Source organism: Clostridiisalibacter paucivorans DSM 22131, from assembly GCF_000620125.1.
Lineage (GTDB): Bacteria > Bacillota > Clostridia > Tissierellales > Clostridiisalibacteraceae > Clostridiisalibacter > Clostridiisalibacter paucivorans.
Map to the genome: position 1 here is coordinate 120,215 of NZ_JHVL01000004.1, position 19,573 is coordinate 139,787.

Here is a 19,573-nt window from a genome sequence, read left to right on the forward strand (position 1 = left end):
TCCAGCCTCCCTCTTTTTTTACCTAAACATTTGTATTATTTAAAACAATATATTTATACCCATTTTTATGTAAATATAACTATTTGTTCTACAAAAATTATATATTAAAATCTAAAGGGTCCTCTTCTTTTTTTTCTCAAATATTCTTCTATTCTTGATATCCTTTCCTCTAGAGCATTAATCTTATTATTGTCTTTTGATATTTCTGACACAACTTTTTTTATACTTTCTATTTCATACTCTAAGTCTACAGTATTTGTCTCTTCATCACTCAAAATTTCTATATGATTTTTTCTTTCTACATATATATCATCCATATCATTATCCATATCATTATCCATATCATTTATATCATCCATATCATCATTTAAATTAAAACATATACTTTCATCAGCTTTATTTTTTTGTTTCAAGGGCACTTTTTCTACATTTTCTAATGCTCCAAATCCTAAAAAGGATATATCTGGATAGTCTAACCCAAATGAATAGTTAAAATTATATTCTTGTTGATTATTAGAAATGAATTCATATCTTAAAAAGGCTTCTTGTCTAGTTTTTTTCCAGAGGTATATATCGCTCCATGTATTACCATAATTTGTAGAGTATCTACTCATAAGATGATTATACTCCACCCATACTACCCATAATAGATCCTTAGTAAATATCAATGTAGGATATGTACAATTTTCCTTATTAGATAAAATTTCATGGCTTTGCAAAGTAAATTTTCCTTTGTTATATTGATATTTGTCTAAAATTACTGCTAAATTACCCTCTATAAACTCACAGTAAGTTATAAAAACATAATCGTCTTTAAGTAACATATCCATATATATTTTATTTTTAAAGCTCTCTGTTAATTTAATCTCTTTATTCCACATGCCTTTAGACCAAGAATATACCTTTATAAATATTTGCTCATAACCATTTGATAAATCAAGATAACTACAAATTACCTCATCTCCATTTTCAACTAATATTATAGGATGTATTATTTCTCTAAAATTAGATTGAAAGACTTCTTCCATCTCTATATTTTCATTATTGACCTTTATACATTTACATTTATAAGTCATGCTTGCATTTTCATCTAAAATTATATAAAAAATCATTATCTCTTCACCATTTATTGCAATCTTTATATCATGTATTTTTTCCTCATCAATTAGGTGTTTCGATTCAATTTTTTCTTCATCTTTATTTATTAATATAATCTGATTATTTAAATCCTGATAAGCTAAATATAACCTGTCATCAGAATCTATCTTTACATCAAAGTTCTTATTTGAATCATCTGCAATCAAATCTTCTTTTACATTACCTTGACTTTTATAAAAACTTATCAAATGTATATTATTTTTTGATTTGTAGAAATAGTATAGATTTCCATAACTGTCTACCACTACTTTCCTCAATATATCAGAAAAAGCCATAGTTATATCCTCCTTTTAAAATATCCTCATATAAAAATATTTATTTTAAATTCATATAAATATTACTAAAATAACTATTTTTTTATTTGTATTGTACTTCATAGTGTCACTATAAAGCCTTTATGAATATACTATAAATATGAAAAGGTATTTAATATGAAATTAATAAGGAGGAGATATTTGTGACTAGTTGCGGAAATAATTCAAATGATATAAATTTATCTTTGCCTGAAGAATGTTGTACTGCTAATACTGGTTGTAGTTTTAATGGTTCCCTTCGTAATGTAAAGGCTGAACCCATATATGTACAGAAAGTCTATGATGCAGCACTTTTCAATCTTCAAGGATTAAGAACTGTAGCAAATCTAAGCTTAAGCCCAGCATTAGGTAGAGGGGCAAGGATAATAAGGGTATTAGATATTAGGTGTAAAAAATTCTTTAACCCATGTAATATAAAAGATCCTAAGAATCTAAGATTAAATCTTGACACAGAAATTTCAGGAGGAGAATTTGTAAAGAATGAACATGGTAAAGAAATAAGGGCTGTAGGTCCCGATGGATTTAGAAGTCAAAAACTTATATTTGCAGATACTGAAAACTGTGATGATAAATGCAAAGGAACTCCAATATTTGGAACTCAAAATGTTGAAATATCAGGGGCTGTAATTGTTGAAATAGATGTATTATTTACTGATAACTGTGAAAAAAGATGTAGAGCTACCTTAACAGCAAGGGCACCAGTTGCACCTGTCAGTGATCCCCTTGTATTAACAAATTTCTTTGAATTATGTATCCCTTCAGTATATGATGGAGCATTTTTCCCAAGATTTGCTGAGTTCTGTAATGTCAGATGTGAACCTAGATTGGCAACAAATAATATTGCTAGAGATTTAATAGTAAATCCAGGAACTGGAGCAGTATCTGCTAATCTTTTATTATCTTTATGTATTACATGTGAAAAGAAAATAATAGTACCTGTTCAACTTTGTGTATTGTCAACAGGATTCCCTCAATTATCTGCTGAGATTTCTCCAATTTGTAATACTTTCCCAACACTATTCCCAAAACAGATAGATGAAAATAGTGTTAGGCATTGTAATGAATCTTGTAGCGTTCAATCTACTGAATTAGACGAAGAAGATGCTCCATTAGATGAGTAACAATTAAACCACAAATCAAAATGATTTGTGGTTTTCTCATCTAATTTCAAGTTTTCTATATCTATTTATAGCAGCAACAATTTCATAAGGTCTAGGTTTAGCTAAATCACCTAATGGTGTATTAAATGGAGAAATTATATCTAAACCCTTTCTTTCTATGTCCTCCATTATATTATCTATTATTTCTTTTAATGAATAATTTTTATCTAAATAGTCCCTATACATAAATCTAAGTATATTGGATATAGCGTTTGTTTGACTATTATCTACCAGTTGTTCAACAAATGATAAATCTATAGACTCCCTTCCATAGAGTATTCTATGTATACCTTTTGTTTTTATTTTAGATTTACCCGATAATCTAAAACTACTCTTTATTGGAACTCTATGTTTTGTTTCTCCTATTCCTTGTATATTTTCTTTTTTTCTTACATTTTTATAAATGTTACAGATTTCTTTTGCTCTACTTGTAACCTCATAGGGTGTATAGTTTTCCATCATTATAATATTGTCAGAAACATCGAAATAATCTCCTGAACCCCCCACTACTAGTATCGTAGACACATTTTTTTCTTCATATAACTGTCTAACTCTATCTATAAATGGTGTTATTGGCTCCTTATCTTTAGAGACCAATGCCTGCATTCTTCCATCTCTTATCATAAAATTAGTAGCACTGGTATCTTCATCTAACAGTAAAAGTCCTGAACCAATTTCTAATGCTTCCATAATATTAGCAGCTTGAGATGTACTACCACTGGCATTATCTGTTGTAAATTCATCTGTAGATATTTCATAGGGTAAATTAGATATAAAAGGTGTGATATTAACCTTTTCTACCTTTCTTCCATCTTCAGCCCTTATCTTTACAGCATCTTCTACTGTCAATACAAACTCCCTTCCATCATAGGGTATATGGTTATATACCCCTCGTTCTATTGCATTTAATAGGGTAGATTTTCCATGGTATCCTCCCCCTACTATAAGGGTAACCCCTTCCTTTATTCCCATGCCACTTATATGACCTCTATTGGGTAAGTTAAATTCATATTCCATAAACTTAGGCGATACAAACGGTACTACATTCTTTCCCTTCATAGGCTTATCACTTACACCACTTTCTCTGGGCAATATAGCTCCGTTGGCTATAAATGAAACTAAACCATTTTTTTTCATTTCATTTCTTAGATGCTCTTGATCTACTGCTAAATTTACATAATCCATAAGCAGTGTTTTGTTGATATTTTTATACATAATTGCATTTTTGCATATATGGGGAATTTCTTCAAAAATCATCTTTATAGCCTGTAATCCTAATATTCTTCTGCCTTTTGCTGGAAGTCCTACACTAAATCTCACTTCAACATATTCATTATTTATCTCAACAGCTGTTCTGTTCAACATCTCTTGTCCACCACTGTCTATCATTATCATTCCACTTTTCCCTGTACCTCGATTACCATTTACAGTACTCCTGATCTCTCTATTAAAGGATCTATTCAAAAAGTCTTCAACAGCTATTTTCTTAAACTTATTATCAAAAAATTCTTTAGGTATTCCTACTTTATTAATATTCATCCTTATCCTAAATCTACTGGGTGATGCAAAAGGATCTCCCTGTACATAATCAACATATAAAATATAATCAGAAAAATTATAACTACCTTGTATGTCTTTATATGCCTTATATCCTCTACCATCAATTCCTTTAAGTTTTTGTCTTAAATTTTCCATATCCTTCATTTAATAACACTCCCTTTGTTACTTTGTTTCATATTTCTGATATCTTTAATATATCTAAATCTATATATTTTTTCAAATTTATATATAAACATTTTAACAACAAATTTTATCTATATATTTATACTGCTATTTTATTTTTTAAAATTTATTACGACATTTCTTTATTGTTTTTTAATATCTTGTCTATATTTTTTGCAACAATAAAAGTAAATATTATAGCAGTTAATAGCCTTACAGTAATTAGAAACCAACCATTTGCTCCTACAGCCACAAACACTAAAGTATCTTCCAATACAGAATGACAACAAACCAAAAATATTATTACTAGATATAAATCCTTCTTCTTCAAATTCCCTTCATTAACAGCCTTAATTATTACTCCTGCACCATATGCTAAGCCCAATACAAGGCCTATAACTAGAGGTAATGTAGATTTTTTTGATATATTAAATAATTTTGCTATAGGCCTCAATTTATCTGATATTTTATCCAAAACTTTATAGTCTTTTAATATTTCTATAACTATCATCATAGGAATAACTATTTTAGCTATTGTAAATACAGCTCTAAAGCTCTCTATAAAACTTTCCTTCATAAATAATCCTATATCCACATTTTCACCCCTCTTTAAATAAATATATTCAATAATATACCCGAAATTAATGCTAGTCCTATCCTTATAAATAAAATAATTGCAACATTTACTCCTGCCTTTTTAACTACTGCTGTCTCCATAAAAAGACTATGGGAAAATGACAACATTATAGCAAGTATAGTAATCTGCTTTGATGTTAATGTTAAAGAAGCTATAGCCCCTATAGCTGCATATAAATTTAAAAAGTTCCCTAAAACTAACACTAAAGCTGCCTCTCCTGGAAGCCCAAATAAATTCATAAGTGGTAAAAAAGCATTTGCCATCCAATCTAGAAAACCTGTATGTTTTAAAAATGTAATAAAAAAATATACTGGAACAACAATCTTGGCTAATATCCAAGTTGTATTAGTTCCAGTTTTAAATCCCGTTAATAAGGTATCATATAGATTTATGTTATTTTTTCTTTTGCCATTTTGTGCATGATTACAGTGCAATCTTTTCTCCCCCTTTAGTTCTACATATAGTGCTATTATACCACAGCATATATGTAAATTACCACATCTTCTATGCTAATTTATGGTCATCTAAATCCATTGCATTTGTCCATTTGCCACATTTATCTCCCCACCTAGCTAATACTTTGCTTCCATCACAAATTTCTACAATTTCACAGAGATTAGAACAACCACTGCATTCAAATCCCTTAATTTTATAGTTTATATCAGCAATATTGATTCCCCTAAATTTAGTTTTTTTCGTTTTCTTAACTTCTTCTCTAGCCAATATAGAAGCACCTATAGCCCCCATTACATCATAATGTTTTGGTACAAATATCTCGCTACCCAACTCCCGCTCAAAGGCCTCTTTTATTCCTAAATTAGCAGCTACTCCCCCTTGAAATACTACAGGAGGTTTAATATTCTTACCCTTTCCAACATTATTCAGGTAATTCCTAACTAATGCCTCACATAGCCCTCGTATTATATCTTCTTCATTATGACCTAATTGCTGTTTGTGTATCATATCTGATTCAGCAAATACAGCACAACGCCCTGCAATCCTAACAGGATTTTTAGATTTTAAAGCTATATTTCCAAATTCTTTTATATCTATACCCAATCTTCCTGCTTGCCTATCTAAAAAAGAACCAGTACCTGCAGCACATACTGTATTCATAGCAAAATCTACAACTATTGAATCTTTTAAAATTATTATCTTTGAATCTTGGCCTCCTATTTCCAATACAGTATTTACATCGGGCATAAAATTAATTGCCGATACAGCATGAGCAGTTATTTCATTCTTTATAATATCTGCACCTAATATAGTCCCTGCTAATTGTCTACCACTACCTGTTGTGCCCACAGCCTTTATTTTGAAATCATTGCCTAAAAAGTCTTTAACTTCCTTTAAGCCCTGTTGAAGTTTAATAATGGGTTTGCCTTGAGTTCTTATATATTTTTTAAATATTACCTCATTTTTTTCGTTTAATAACACTACATTTGTACTTACTGACCCCACATCAACTCCCATATAATATCCCTTTATCATTAGCATGTTCCCTCCTCTTTTTCAGTAAATCTATATATGCTTCTAGTCTAGTATTGTATCCAGCTTCACCAGTCATTTCATCTACTATTAGTGTCAATATAGGTACACTATAATCCTTCTCTACTGTAGGCAATATGGTCTGAGCTACAATCTCAGGCATACAATTTAAAGGCAATATATGAATTATTCCATCAAATCCTTTTTTAGCATATAAAACAGCGCTTCCCACTGTTTCTCTACCATGGCCACCTACCAATGTACTTAAATAGGGTTTTGCTTCTTTTATCTTTCTTACTTCTTCTCCAATCCCCAATCTTCCCTTGCCCCAATGGTGTTCTACCCACTTATATGGAGTTAAGGATTTTTCTATTTCTACTCCCATATGCCCTAATTTTTTTTCTATTTCCAAATTAACAAAAGGTTCTATTATAGTATATATTTCTCCAATTATACCAACTTTTAGACAGTCTTTTTCTTTATTTTCTTCTATAATTGATATATCCTTTATTGTATTATCAATAAGATTTAATATCTCATTAGAGCCATGTACATATTCTATAGATTGGTAAAAACTATTCATTCGATTATCTACTTTATATTTTTCATATGCATGAGCACGTTTTTTATTAGATATATCCATAAGATTATCCATATCTTTTAATATTTTCTTGCCTATATTCACCTTTTTTAGTACTTGGTACATATTTTTTGTACCTGTTATTTTTTCAATGTTTTTAAATAATAAATTATAGTTTCCATTAGGTGGATCAAAGGATATCACATCAACATTATAACCTAAATCCATTAATATATTCTTTTCCAGCAATGAATATAAACCAAACCTACAAGGGCCATTACTTCCTACAATTATTATAGTGTCAGCTCCTTTTTCTATACTCTCTATATAATTACCTATATTAATTTTAAGAGGTAAACATATAGACTCTGGAGAATATTTAGTACCTATTTCCAATGTTCTTTTACTACATCTTGGCGGCAATATAACTTCTTGGTTTAAATCTTCTAACACCCCTTTAATAGCTATATAAACATTACCCATGTGTGGAAAAGTAATTTTCACCTGAACCCCTCCATTTTATCATATCTACAAATGCCTCTATCCTTGTATTAATACCAGCTTCACCTGTGTGCTCATCTATAGTTAATATCATAAAGGGAATTCCCTTTTTTTGTGCTTCCCTTTGTACTATGTCAATCAATATAGAATCTAATCCACATCCAAAAGATGATATATATATTATCCCATTAATAGTATCTTCATATAATCTATTAATAGCAGTCCCTATTATTTTTCGCCCTGTTGTCCAAAACATCTTATTCTTAAATACTTCTTCTAAATTTCTCGTATCATTATCATCTAGCATATTCATAGTAATAGGTTCTATATTCATCCTTTTTATTTTATTTAAAATATCCATATTTAAATATTTATCTTCTATATTATACGAATGCCCTAATACTAACATTTTTAATTTGCTGTTTTCAAACAACTTTCTTGAAAATATATCTTTTGATTTATAAAATTCTTTAATACTGTCTTCATAAGCTTTTAATATTTTAAATGGATTATTAGAAAAATACTTTCCACTATTAAGTACAGCCTTTATCAATGCCTTTTTTCCTTCTCTGATATTGATCTTAGGAGATATAATCGGTGGAATATCTTCTATAGAATGTTTTACCATTTCCGCTATACCTAAAATTTTAGGACATTCAAACTCTCCATCTCCTAAACTTATTATTTTAGGTATAAATAGATAATCAACTTCTTTTTTTATCTGCTGAACATGACCATGATATATCTTTATAGGTAAACATGCCCCTTCTACACAACATTTAACACCATAATCTAAAATATTTTTATTAGTATCAGTTGAAGTAATAACTTGTACTCCTAACATTTCAAAAAAATTTTTCCATATAAAATGGTAATCATAATAATGTAATCCTTTGGGTATCCCTATTTTTTTAATAGTACCCCTCCTAACTATATAATTTTTATACCATTTTTTATTATTGACTGAATTCATCAAAACTATAACTAAATAAATTTAAACATAAAAAAAGACCTTGAAAACAAAGTCTCGGATTATTACCAGATCTATTATCACGATAATAAAAAATAAAAGCTAGTAGTTGATAAGGAAAACCTATAGGATTTTCCTTATCAACTACTAGCTACTAACCACGAACTACTAACTATTTTCTACTCCTTTTTAGAACTACACATATTAGATGATGGACAAGAAGAACAACCACTACATTGACCTTTAGTCCTATTCCTTATATGTTTATTTATAACATATATACTATATCCCGCTATGAGCAAGGTCAGTAACACGGTAACAAAAGTTCCCATAAAATCATCTCCTTAATTGCTCCAAAACAATTTCCAATATCCTAACTTATTAAAATAGTAAAATACCTATTCTATAAACCATAAACGCAACAATCCATGCTACAGCAAACTGATAAACCATAGAAAAAATTGCCCATTTCCAAGAGTTAGTTTCCCTCCTTATAACTGCTATAACAGCTACACAAGGTGTATATAATAAAATAAAAACTAACAGGGCATATGCAGATACACTTGTAAACTCAGGTCCTAAAGCCTTGGCAAATTCTATTACATTGGGCGTCTCTCCTAAACCATATATTATAGATAAATTACTTACTACAACCTCTTTAGCCAGTAATCCCGTTATAAGAGATAGTCCCATCTGCCAAGTACCAAACCCTATAGGTTTAAATATAGGGGCTATAATTTTACCAAACTGAGCCCCAAAACTACTAGCCATATCTGAAGGGCCTGAAATATTAAATCCTAATATAATCCAAAGAATAATTGATGCTGCAAATATAACTGTAGATGCCTTAGTTAAGAACCCTTTCACTTTATCCCAAACATTTATAACTACACCTTTCAATGTAGGCATCCTATATGGGGGAAGTTCCATAAGTAATGCACTGGATTCTCCTCTAAATAATGTCTTTTTAAATATAAGCCCCATAATAATAGCTATAATTATTCCTAATATATATAAAGAAAAAACTACTTTAGATTCATTTCCTGGGAAAAACGCAGATGCAAACAATGTATATACAGGTAGTCTTGCACCACAAGACATAAAAGGATTAATTAAAATTGTAGTCAGTCTATCTTTCTCATCTTCTAAGGTTCTTGTTCCCATAATAGCAGGTACATTGCACCCAAATCCCATTATCATAGGAATAAAGGCCTTTCCATTTAATCCTATCTTCCTCATAGCTTTATCCATTATAAATGCAACTCTAGCCATATAACCACTATCTTCAAGTATTGATATAGCTATAAATAGAAATGCTATATTAGGTAAAAAAGTAAGTACTCCTCCTACACCGCCAATTATTCCATCCACTATTAATGATATTAGCCATGGCGCCACAGACATATTGTTTAATAAATCCGATACATATAAAGTCAAAACTTGACTAAAAAATATATCTATTTTTTCTAGAAAAAATCCTCCTGCAGTAAATGTAAACCAAAATACCCCATACATCATTAATGCAAAAATAGGTAACGCAAAATATCTATTCATCAACACTCTATCTATTTTATCCGATATTGTATCTTCATCTTCGCCTTTTTTGGTTACAACATTAGAAACGATTCCATCTATCAGTTCATATCTCTTATCCGCAACTGTCACATTATTATTCATTCTTCCTGTATATAACTTTTTTAAATCTTTATTATATACAATAGACTCTAAATCTTTATCCCCTTCAAGTATCTTTATAACAATACCTCTAATATTAGAACCACTAAAACTTCCTTCTTTTATAATTTCATTAGATAATTCATCTATATATCTTTCTATATCTTGTCCATAATTAAAATCTTTTGGTTTAAATATCTCTTTGCCTTCTATAAAATCTATCACTTTGTCTAATAATTCATTTATGCCTTTTCCCTTTCTAGCAATCACAGGAATTATAGGCACACCCAATTCTTTTTGCAATAATTGAAAATCTATTTCAATTCCTCTATTTTCAGCTACATCTATCATATTTAATGCAACAATAACAGGTTTACCTAATTCTATTAGTTGTAAAGTCAAATACAAATTTCTAGCTAAATTAGAGCCATCAACTATATTTATTATGACATCAGGATCGCCTTCCATTATATAATCTCTAGCCACCCTTTCTTCCAGTGAAAAAGGCAATAAACTATAAGTTCCTGGCAAATCGACTATATTTAAATTATAATTATTGTACTTTTTTTTACCTTCTTTTCTTTCTACTGTAACTCCTGGCCAGTTTCCCACATATTGTTTCGAACCAGTTAGTTGATTAAACATTGTAGATTTACCGCTATTGGGATTACCTGCAAGTGCTATATTCACTGTTCTATCCAAGTATTATGCCTCCTTAAACTCTAGCCCCTAGTTTATATAATTTCCTCAACTAATATTTTTTCAGACATACCTCTTCCTATGGCTAGCTTTGTATCTCTTAATTTTATAACTACTGCTCCATTTAGATTGTTGGCTACTATCTTAAACTCTACTCCCATTGTTAATCCCATATCTTGAAGCCTTTTTCTAAATTTATGGCCCCATGATATATCTCTTAATATAACTTTTTGACCTGATTTTACAAATGATAGTGGCATATCCATTCCTCCTAAATATGATGATAACGATTATCATTTTCGTACTTTAATACTATCAAATAGTAAAAAAAATGTCAATAAGAATTTAATTTGAACAGGAAAAAATCTGCACTTAAGCAGACTTTTCATATCTATTCATTATCTTTGCAATATCATTCATAATAATTGTTTTTTTAATATTATCAGTGCTGAACTCAATACTACTTTTTAAATATTTATAGAAATCTTCTGGTCCTTCAAAGGGCTTGTCTAATAGTGATAATATCTTTTTCATCCTGGCTTTTCTTTGTATATTAGTCATAGATTTCATATTTCTATCCATGAAATCTATGAAGTTTTCAATATTTTCCTCTAAATAATACTCATCAACTTCTTCTCTATCGTCATAAATCATTAAGACTTCTTCTTCTATATAATAATCATTAAAATATGCCAAGATCTTTTGAACTTCCATTATAATTTGTAATATTTCATCATCTTCATCATTTTCATCATAATATCTTTGTAATAATTCTGTGAAACCATAGTTAGATTGTACAAAATCCTCTTTAATATTGTCTATACTTTTTTCATATTTTTGAAAAAAATCTTTATTATTAGAAAACTTCTTACTTTCATACAAATTCATTAACCCTTTTTGTAAATTAACATAATCTTTAACCTTAAAGGTTTCATTATCAACTTTTAATTCTTCTATTAAAATTATTCTATTTAAAATCATTCCACACTGTCTAATTATACCATAAATCAAATTAATTTCTCCAATAAATTCTTTTATGCTTTGATACCTTTTGCTTATGTAATCAATTGACTTTTCAGGATAATTATCTCTTTTAAAATTTTGAGTATTTCTAAAAAATCGGTCAAATGAACATCCATAATCCTTCCCTAATGTCCCATTAAAAGTAGTTCTATACCTTTTAAGAACTATGTCTACCTCAATCCTACTACTATGCTTAAGTCCGTTAAATATACTTTTTCTAACGATATCATAATATTTATCTCTTGTCATTCTAAATGGTAAGACCTCTATTATATCCTTAATTTTATCATAGAGCATGTCCATATCCTGTGTTAAAAATTTCAAAACATCTTCATAAAATTGATTCAAATTAAATGTATTTTCATAGACAAGATTTTGGTTTCCATGTTTCAATATATCTTCAAGTATATCCTTTATATAATCTAATTCTATAAGATATAGAGAAATAACCTCTATATGATTTATGCATTGAGCTCTTAATCTCTTCAAATTTGATATTTTTTCATGGGAGCTACTTTTTCCATTTACTAAATCTATTTCTTCTTGGACCCTATCTATAAATTCATCTAAATTCTCGTTATCATTTTGCAATTCATCAAGCCTTAAATCCTCCGTATTTCTTATTTCTTGTATCTCTTTATTCATCTCTAGTATTTCTATTTTAGATAATAGATACACATAATCAACTATTTTTTCTTTTTCTAATGCTATTTTATTAATTAACTCTCTACTATTACTTTCTTTGTGTTCACAAGTTTTAGATTGCATAATAAAATCACCCTTTTATTCTAATATAAGTATAGAAATCAGTCTTTATAAGAATCCATAGCCTTTTTTATTCCTCCGATAAATTGTTTATAAGTATCTAGTTCTTCCCTAGGAAGGAATCCTTCTTCATATAATATATTTATCAATGTTCCAAAACTATACATATTGGCATTAAATTTTAAACTACCATTATTAACATTACTAAAATAACTATTTATTTTTTCATTTAAATTATATTCACCTTTTAATCTTTCTAGTCCGTTTCTCAATATATTTTCACATTCTTTATATTTTTTTTGTTTATAATAAATAAATCCTTTATTTAAGTAAAAATTGCTTATAACGTCAGTATCAAGCTCAGAAAGAATATCTCCTTGACTTTCTATATCTATATAATCTTTCAGGGCTTCTTGATATTTTTTGTTTTCCATATATATCTTAGACTTAAGAAATACGACATCAAGTTTTTCTTCCATATCTTTAACTAAATTATACCATTTATCTAACCCTTTTATTATTAATTCCTTATTGTCAAGATGTTTAATAGCCAATTGTAAAATTAATTTAGATTCATTGGCATTCAAATCATCTCTAGCTATAAAATCATCAATCATTTCTTTTGCTAGTTTTAAATTCTGTTTTTCATCAAAGCCACCATACTGTAACAAATAATAGTTAAGACCAGCTATATTCCAATAGTCCTGCTCTTTCAAAGATTTCAATGTACTTATTGGCTCCTCATCGTATAAATGTCTTTCTTCATATGGTATAACTTTAACCATAGATTCATATTCTAATGTGGATATTGCTCTCTTATATAGTAAATCTTTTCTTTCTGTATAAGTTTCAAAATAATCCCCAAAAAACATAAATTTACTATCATAGATACTAGTATTTAGATGAATTTTATTTAAAAATCCATCCTTCAAAAAGTCCATTTCATATACTATTCTTCTCATTATTGTGGCAGCCTCAGCCCTAGTTACCTTTTCTTTAGGCATAAAATTACCATTGCTATAACCTAATATTATTTTATTTTTAGCCATATCTTTTATTTGATCATAATACATATAATTATAATTTAAATCTTTAAACTCTATAGCTTCTTTTTTTAAAGGAGGCATAGTAAAAAAACTAGATAATAATACAGCTTCTTCTCTAGTTATAAATTTATTTGGATAAAATCTATCTCCAGGAAATATATCTTTAAAATTTATATCTTTATTTTGTATATCTATATATTTTTGTAAAGTCTTTATATTTTTGTATGCCCAAAAGGTTTCATCAATATCACTGTAATCTTGAGAATCTAATGATTTGTCATTTGAAATATTTATATTATTATCCATAAATATAGATTTTTCATTGACAGCTCTATACAAAATAGCTGCGAATTCAGCTCTAGTTATATTATTATCAGGCTTAAATGTCCCGTCTTCGTATCCTAAAAACAATTCCATTTCATTACTAGACCACAATATCTCATTTTGGGCCCAATGTCCAAAGATATCAATAAAATAAGTATATGCCCATACACTGTTAATATTAAATATAGATAAAATAAGTATTATAACAGCTAGAACAATTGTTTTATTTTTCATAGATTTATCCCCCTCATAGTCAAAAGCAAACATAATCTCAATATAAAAGCATATTATTATTGTTATAATCTATTATATCTGTCAATTCACCCACATACAATTTAAATATTTATTACAATTTTTCTAATACTTAATATATTTTTCTATTGTTTTAACTTCATCATCATTTATATTGTATAAATTGTAAAAGAAAGTATCTATATAGTATTTGTTTTTATTTATTAAATGATTATACTTGTCTATATTATCTTTATTCATAATTCTTTCATTATATTTTAATATATCTTTCACTTTTTCTTCAACCATATAGCTATCCTTTGTAAATTTTATTTTCAAAGTCTTCAATTTATTAGGATAATATTCATATAATCTTTCGCCAACTTTTTTGCCAACAACTTTAAAATAGAATTCAAATATCTTAGAATTTAGATACCCTAAGATATATTCAATAGAAAAATCTTCTATTCCTTCTTTTACTTTAGCTAAATATACATCTGCACTAGATAATACATTATTATAATCTATTGTAAACCTATTAGCTTCAGCTTTAAAGGGAAATACTATCTTAGGTGATTTGAAGATCTCTATATTTCTTCCCCATTGTATTTCATACCACTTCCTTATATTTCTTTCACATTCTCGCCTTGAAGAAAGTCTATCTTTATATTTTAAAAGTCTTTTAGTTATATTGGGATAGTAATCTATGTTTTTTATAAGGTTAGTATAAATCAAATATTTATTAGTATCTTTCATACCATAACTTAGTATATCGCTATTTTTTATCCATGGCAAAATTACATCTTCTTCTAGACTTTCATTTTCTATATTTTCTTTATACACAACAAATGCCTTATCAAGCCCTGTAATTATGCCTTGACTAAAATTACATATTTGACTAAGGATTGTATCACCTTTTTTTTCTATTTTATCATAAATTTTACTCTCTTTACTAGTTATTAATCTCCACTCTCTATCATTAAGACTTTCATAATTTATCATGAATTTCTTTTTATTTAGTAATTTATCACTTTTTCTATATATATCTATTTTAATTTCATTTCTTTTTTTTTCTTTTTTTACTAACTTAATTATTACTGGGCTTATACCCACATCTTTAAATACTTTTATTCCATTAAAATCAGATATATTTTTTATACAAAATTTTTCTTTTATGTATATTCTTAAATCCCTTGCAGAAGGGGATTCTAAAAAATATCTAGACGTAATAAAAGATAATACCCCATTTTTTTTCAACAAATCAAAACCTTTTTTAAAAAAACAATAAGATATGTCCCCTTTATCTGAATATATATCGCTGTAGTTTTTTTTCAATTGAATTCTATATTGTTTATCTATCTTTTTATGCCCAATATAAGGAGGATTTCCTATGACTAAATCAAACACACATCTATATTTGTTATTAGAATCAATATTCATATTCTCATAAAATCTTTCCAATAAAATATCTACATTAAAGACATTGGGATTAATTTTCTGAACACTATTTAACTTTAATATTAAAGACACTTTAGTCATAAAAACTGCAAATTCATCTATATCTGTTCCCCATAAATTATTTTTAATTATAAAATTTTCGATTCCTTTGTCATATTCCTCAGCTATCTCATGATTCTTTTCTAATATATCTTTTTTATATAAGTTAAATATATTTTTCATTCTTCTAAGTGACTCTAATAAAAAATATCCTCCCCCACATGCAGGATCTATTATTTTATAATAAGGATCTTTAACTATTTTATTTTCATCTATACTATTGTTTACTATTTCTTTAACTATATTAGAAGGGGTATATATCTGCCCCAATACTTTTTTATCTTTTTTAGTCATAATTCCCTGATATATCTCACCTAATAATATATTAGATATATCTTTAGTGGGAATTTTTTTTATATAATTTAGTAATTCATTCTTTGTTTCCAAAGAAATATCTAGATTTGGTAATCCTTTATTGCAATATGAAAATTTATTATTGAATTTAAAACATAAAAGTATATTTCCTATATAATATATTAAGCCCTTCAATGTATTAATATCAAATTCTTTATTCTTCTTTTTTTCTTTTTTTAAAATTTCTATTATTCTATTTGTATGAATCATTTCTTCCATAAACGTGCCTCCCAAGCAAAATCTTTATATACCCATTATATATTAATGCTTATATATTATAAAGAAAACCTGATATCTATCTTATAATTTGTTATAATAATTATTATATTTATTTTAAGGAGTGATTCATTATGGAATATATAACCAAAACATATATGGATAAACTTTATATACCAGCTAAGTTAAAACAAGAATTTTTAAATAAAAAAGTATGCTTTTTTGATATAGAAACTACAGGCTTCAATAGAAATAAAAACTATATAACTATAATTGGCATTGTATATTATAAAAATTCAAAAAAAATTATCAAACAATATTTTGCAGATACTTTAAATGATGAATATCTTTTATTAGAAAAGTTTTTGTGTGATTTTACTAACTTTGATACATATATTTCCTATAATGGAGATTTGTTTGATATCCCTTTTATAAATGCTCGACTAAAAAAATATAATTTTAATTATACAATTTCAAAGCATAAAAGTATTGACATAATAAATATAGTCAAAAAATATAGAGACATTTTAGGGTTAGAAAAATATAGACAAAAAGATATAGAAAAAATGCTTAATATAAACAGAAGTGATAAAATTTCTGGAAAAGATATGGTTAAACTTTATTTCAATTACTTAGAAACTCAAAATAGAGAAACTAAAGATATTATTTTGAAACACAACTTAGATGATATCTATTATCTCCCTGAAATCTTAAAAATATATGATCTTATAAATGATAAGTTGAGATTTGAAATTATATTAAATAATAAAAGCAACATTAATTTTAATATAAAGCAAATAGATGTGATTGACAATTCACTATTTATTGTCGGAACTTCTTCTATTATAAATATCCCAAAACAAATATATTTTTGTGGGAATACAAATTTAGAATGGAACACCAAAGAAGGGAACTTTAAATTTAATATGCTCTTACAAGAAGGTAATCTGTCAACTGGTCAAAAATGTTTTTTCATAAATAAAAATTCTTTTGATTTTACTATAGAATTATTAGACAATAGTAAATATAATGTGCCTGAAAATATTATTATAATAAAAGACAAAAAAAATTATTTTATAGAAAATATTAAAAAAATTATTCATGAAACAATAGTAAATATAATGTAAAAAACTTTGCTGTTAACAGCAAAGTTTTTTATGGTGCCCAGAGGCGGAATCGAACCACCGACACGGGGATTTTCAGTCCCCTGCTCTACCGACTGAGCTATCTGGGCATATTATATACATCTTGGTGGGCTTAGGTGGACTCGAACCACCGACCTCACGCTTATCAGGCGTGCGCTCTAACCTGCTGAGCTATAAGCCCAAAAGTGGTCGGGGTGGCAGGATTTGAACCCGCGGCCCTCTGGTCCCAAACCAGATGCGCTACCAAACTGCGCTACACCCCGACTTTTAAAATGTATATGGTGGGCCTTCAGGGACTCGAACCCCAGACCTACCGGTTATGAGCCGGGCGCTCTAACCAACTGAGAAAACCACGTCCGTCGACTTTTTTTGTCGACTCTTAATATGTTACCACGTTTCTTGTTTATTGTCAACACTTTTTTATCATTATTTTTTTATAATGTCTGTAATGTTTTAACAACGGATATAATAATATCATCTTTACAAATAAGTGTCAAGGACTTTTTATGAGTTTTTCTATAGATATTTTAGCCTTTCTATTTAATTATATTAAATAGAAAAAACTGTAATATCTTATTTAATATATATATAGCAGGAACACCTAAATAAAATTTCTTCTTTCTCAATTTATGCTTATAAATTATCATTCCTATCATTATACCAGAAGCTCCTCCTAAAAATGCCGTAATTATCAAAGTAGATTCTTTTATTCTCCACTCTTGATTCTTTGCTTTTTTCTTGTCTAAAAACATATTTATTATTGCAAATATATTTATAATCAAAAAGTAAAAATAAAATACCCATTGATATAAAGTTATATTTTCAAATATCCCAATTATATATTTCATATATAAACATCTCCAAAATTAATTCAATAAAAAAACTCCTCATCAATCAAGATAGGAGCTTATGGTGCCCAGAGGCGGAATCGAACCACCGACACGGGGATTTTCAGTCCCCTGCTCTACCGACTGAGCTATCTGGGCAAACAAACATATATATTTTGTATAAAATATATGGTGGGCCTTCAGGGACTCGAACCCCAGACCTACCGGTTATGAGCCGGGCGCTCTAACCAACTGAGCTATTATATACATCTTGGTGGGCTTAGGTGGACTCGAACCACCGACCTCACGCTTATCAGGCGTGCGCTCTAACCTGCTGAGCTATAAGCCCAAAAGTGGTCGGGGTGGCAGGATTTGAACCCGCGGCCCTCTGGTCCCAAACCAGATGCGCTACCAAACTGCGCTACACCCCGATATTTATATTGGCAGGGGTAGCAGGACTCGAACCCACGGCGCTTGGTTTTGGAGACCAACGCTCTACCAACTGAGCTATACCCCTGTATAGAATATTTTAGTGGTGGGCCTTCAGGGACTCGAACCCCAGACCTACCGGTTATGAGCCGGGCGCTCTAACCAACTGAGCTAAAGGCCCACTAAAATGGCGGAGAAGGAGGGATTTGAACCCTCGCGCCCCGTAAAGGACCTACTCCCTTAGCAGGGGAGCCTCTTCAGCCACTTGAGTACTTCTCCATAAATTCTTGGCGGAGAGGGTGGGATTCGAACCCACGTGGGCTTACACCCTAACGGTTTTCAAGACCGCCCCGTTATGACCACTTCGGTACCTCTCCCTATATGGTGACCCATCGGCGACTCGAACGCCGGACACCCTGATTAAAAGTCAGGTGCTCTGCCAACTGAGCTAATGGGTCATATTTTAATTGATTATGGCATTATTCTTTAATAACTAGCCCAATTTTGTGCTATTTACTAAGCGATTCGCACAAAACCTAAAGCATGTTTTGGCTCCCTGCTTATGCCAACTGAGCTAATGGATCATTTATGGCTGGGGCGGCAGGACTCGAACCTACGCATACTAGAGTCAAAGTCTAGTGCCTTACCGACTTGGCGACGCCCCAACATATGGTGCACCTGGGAGGATTCGAACCCCCGGCACACGGATTAGAAGTCCGTTGCTCTATCCTACTGAGCTACAGGTGCCTAACT

16 protein-coding genes and 14 tRNA genes are annotated in these 19,573 nt (G+C 29.2%); 2 read left to right on the forward strand and 28 right to left on the reverse strand.

The window, feature by feature from the left end:
* Positions 1–104 precede the first annotated feature (104 nt).
* On the reverse strand, positions 105–1,433 hold the full coding sequence (locus Q326_RS0103070) for a hypothetical protein (RefSeq protein WP_026894057.1): 1,329 nt from the start codon (positions 1,431–1,433) through the stop codon (positions 105–107).
* A gap of 182 nt (positions 1,434–1,615) precedes the next feature.
* Between Q326_RS0103070 and Q326_RS0103075 the strand changes: the two genes are divergently transcribed.
* Positions 1,616–2,593 (forward strand): hypothetical protein, encoded by a 978-nt coding sequence (locus tag Q326_RS0103075; RefSeq protein ID WP_026894058.1) that lies wholly within the window; start codon positions 1,616–1,618, stop codon positions 2,591–2,593.
* 36 nt (positions 2,594–2,629) lie between these two features.
* On the opposite strand, the gene Q326_RS0103080 is transcribed toward Q326_RS0103075, so the two are convergent.
* The 12 genes from Q326_RS0103080 to Q326_RS16485 all read right to left on the reverse strand — a co-directional run bounded on the left by Q326_RS0103080 (position 2,630) and on the right by Q326_RS16485 (position 16,422).
* Positions 2,630–4,336, reverse strand: a complete 1,707-nt coding sequence (locus tag Q326_RS0103080) for an ABC-ATPase domain-containing protein (RefSeq protein WP_026894059.1) — start codon at positions 4,334–4,336, stop codon at positions 2,630–2,632.
* Between the two features lie 148 nt (positions 4,337–4,484).
* Positions 4,485–4,949, reverse strand: a complete 465-nt coding sequence (locus Q326_RS0103085; protein WP_245592048.1) for a nucleoside recognition domain-containing protein — start codon at positions 4,947–4,949, stop codon at positions 4,485–4,487.
* A gap of 14 nt (positions 4,950–4,963) precedes the next feature.
* Positions 4,964–5,425 (reverse strand): nucleoside recognition domain-containing protein, encoded by a 462-nt coding sequence (locus tag Q326_RS0103090; protein WP_245592049.1) that lies wholly within the window; start codon positions 5,423–5,425, stop codon positions 4,964–4,966.
* 70 nt (positions 5,426–5,495) lie between these two features.
* Positions 5,496–6,482 carry an acyl-CoA dehydratase activase gene (locus Q326_RS0103095; protein ID WP_205687637.1) on the reverse strand — a complete coding sequence of 329 codons (987 nt, stop codon included), beginning with the start codon at positions 6,480–6,482 and terminating at the stop codon, positions 5,496–5,498.
* Complete coding sequence (locus tag Q326_RS0103100) at positions 6,454–7,563, reverse strand: CoA protein activase (protein ID WP_026894063.1); 1,110 nt, start codon at positions 7,561–7,563, stop codon at positions 6,454–6,456. Before Q326_RS0103100 ends, Q326_RS0103095 begins: the two co-directional genes overlap by 29 nt.
* Positions 7,535–8,533 (reverse strand): acyl-CoA dehydratase activase-related protein, encoded by a 999-nt coding sequence (locus Q326_RS0103105; RefSeq protein ID WP_051531043.1) that lies wholly within the window; start codon positions 8,531–8,533, stop codon positions 7,535–7,537. Before Q326_RS0103105 ends, Q326_RS0103100 begins: the two co-directional genes overlap by 29 nt.
* Positions 8,534–8,709: 176 nt before the next feature.
* A complete protein-coding gene (locus Q326_RS18130) occupies positions 8,710–8,862 on the reverse strand; it encodes a FeoB-associated Cys-rich membrane protein (protein WP_084489507.1) in 153 nt (50 codons plus the stop codon).
* Between the two features lie 49 nt (positions 8,863–8,911).
* Entirely contained in the window at positions 8,912–10,906 is a 1,995-nt protein-coding gene (gene feoB / locus Q326_RS0103115; protein ID WP_026894065.1) for a ferrous iron transport protein B, read from the reverse strand.
* Positions 10,907–10,938: 32 nt separating this feature from the next.
* Positions 10,939–11,163 carry a FeoA family protein gene (locus Q326_RS0103120; RefSeq protein WP_034600922.1) on the reverse strand — a complete coding sequence of 75 codons (225 nt, stop codon included), beginning with the start codon at positions 11,161–11,163 and terminating at the stop codon, positions 10,939–10,941.
* A gap of 112 nt (positions 11,164–11,275) precedes the next feature.
* Positions 11,276–12,694 carry a hypothetical protein gene (locus tag Q326_RS0103125; protein WP_026894067.1) on the reverse strand — a complete coding sequence of 473 codons (1,419 nt, stop codon included), beginning with the start codon at positions 12,692–12,694 and terminating at the stop codon, positions 11,276–11,278.
* A 38-nt stretch (positions 12,695–12,732) separates the two neighbouring features.
* Positions 12,733–14,295 (reverse strand): S-layer homology domain-containing protein, encoded by a 1,563-nt coding sequence (locus tag Q326_RS0103130; RefSeq protein WP_026894068.1) that lies wholly within the window; start codon positions 14,293–14,295, stop codon positions 12,733–12,735.
* Between the two features lie 123 nt (positions 14,296–14,418).
* Positions 14,419–16,422, reverse strand: coding sequence for an Eco57I restriction-modification methylase domain-containing protein (locus Q326_RS16485; RefSeq protein WP_245592050.1), 2,004 nt, complete (start codon positions 16,420–16,422; stop codon positions 14,419–14,421).
* 131 nt (positions 16,423–16,553) lie between these two features.
* Between Q326_RS16485 and Q326_RS17825 the strand changes: the two genes are divergently transcribed.
* The gene (locus Q326_RS17825; protein ID WP_051531044.1) at positions 16,554–17,546 is read left to right on the forward strand and encodes a ribonuclease H-like domain-containing protein; all 993 of its coding nucleotides are present in this window, start codon (positions 16,554–16,556) and stop codon (positions 17,544–17,546) included.
* 31 nt (positions 17,547–17,577) lie between these two features.
* On the opposite strand, the gene Q326_RS0103145 is transcribed toward Q326_RS17825, so the two are convergent.
* The 15 genes from Q326_RS0103145 to Q326_RS0103220 all read right to left on the reverse strand — a co-directional run bounded on the left by Q326_RS0103145 (position 17,578) and on the right by Q326_RS0103220 (position 19,567).
* Positions 17,578–17,653 (reverse strand) — tRNA-Phe (locus Q326_RS0103145).
* Between the two features lie 15 nt (positions 17,654–17,668).
* Positions 17,669–17,745, reverse strand: a tRNA-Ile gene (locus Q326_RS0103150).
* A gap of 5 nt (positions 17,746–17,750) precedes the next feature.
* Positions 17,751–17,827: transfer RNA gene (locus Q326_RS0103155), tRNA-Pro, on the reverse strand.
* A 16-nt stretch (positions 17,828–17,843) separates the two neighbouring features.
* Positions 17,844–17,916: transfer RNA gene (locus tag Q326_RS0103160), tRNA-Ile, on the reverse strand.
* Positions 17,917–18,100: 184 nt separating this feature from the next.
* Complete coding sequence (locus Q326_RS0103165; protein ID WP_051531045.1) at positions 18,101–18,412, reverse strand: DUF1294 domain-containing protein; 312 nt, start codon at positions 18,410–18,412, stop codon at positions 18,101–18,103.
* A gap of 62 nt (positions 18,413–18,474) precedes the next feature.
* Positions 18,475–18,550 (reverse strand) — tRNA-Phe (locus Q326_RS0103170).
* Positions 18,551–18,663: 113 nt separating this feature from the next.
* A tRNA-Ile gene (locus Q326_RS0103180) sits at positions 18,664–18,740 on the reverse strand.
* Positions 18,741–18,745: 5 nt separating this feature from the next.
* Positions 18,746–18,822, reverse strand: a tRNA-Pro gene (locus Q326_RS0103185).
* A gap of 10 nt (positions 18,823–18,832) precedes the next feature.
* Positions 18,833–18,908, reverse strand: a tRNA-Trp gene (locus tag Q326_RS0103190).
* Positions 18,909–18,924: 16 nt separating this feature from the next.
* Positions 18,925–19,001 (reverse strand) — tRNA-Ile (locus Q326_RS0103195).
* Positions 19,002–19,008: 7 nt separating this feature from the next.
* Positions 19,009–19,099, reverse strand: a tRNA-Ser gene (locus tag Q326_RS0103200).
* A 9-nt stretch (positions 19,100–19,108) separates the two neighbouring features.
* Positions 19,109–19,197, reverse strand: a tRNA-Ser gene (locus Q326_RS0103205).
* 5 nt (positions 19,198–19,202) lie between these two features.
* Positions 19,203–19,278 (reverse strand) — tRNA-Lys (locus Q326_RS0103210).
* Positions 19,279–19,409: 131 nt separating this feature from the next.
* Positions 19,410–19,485: transfer RNA gene (locus Q326_RS0103215), tRNA-Gln, on the reverse strand.
* A 5-nt stretch (positions 19,486–19,490) separates the two neighbouring features.
* Positions 19,491–19,567, reverse strand: a tRNA-Arg gene (locus Q326_RS0103220).
* Positions 19,568–19,573: the final 6 nt, after the last annotated feature.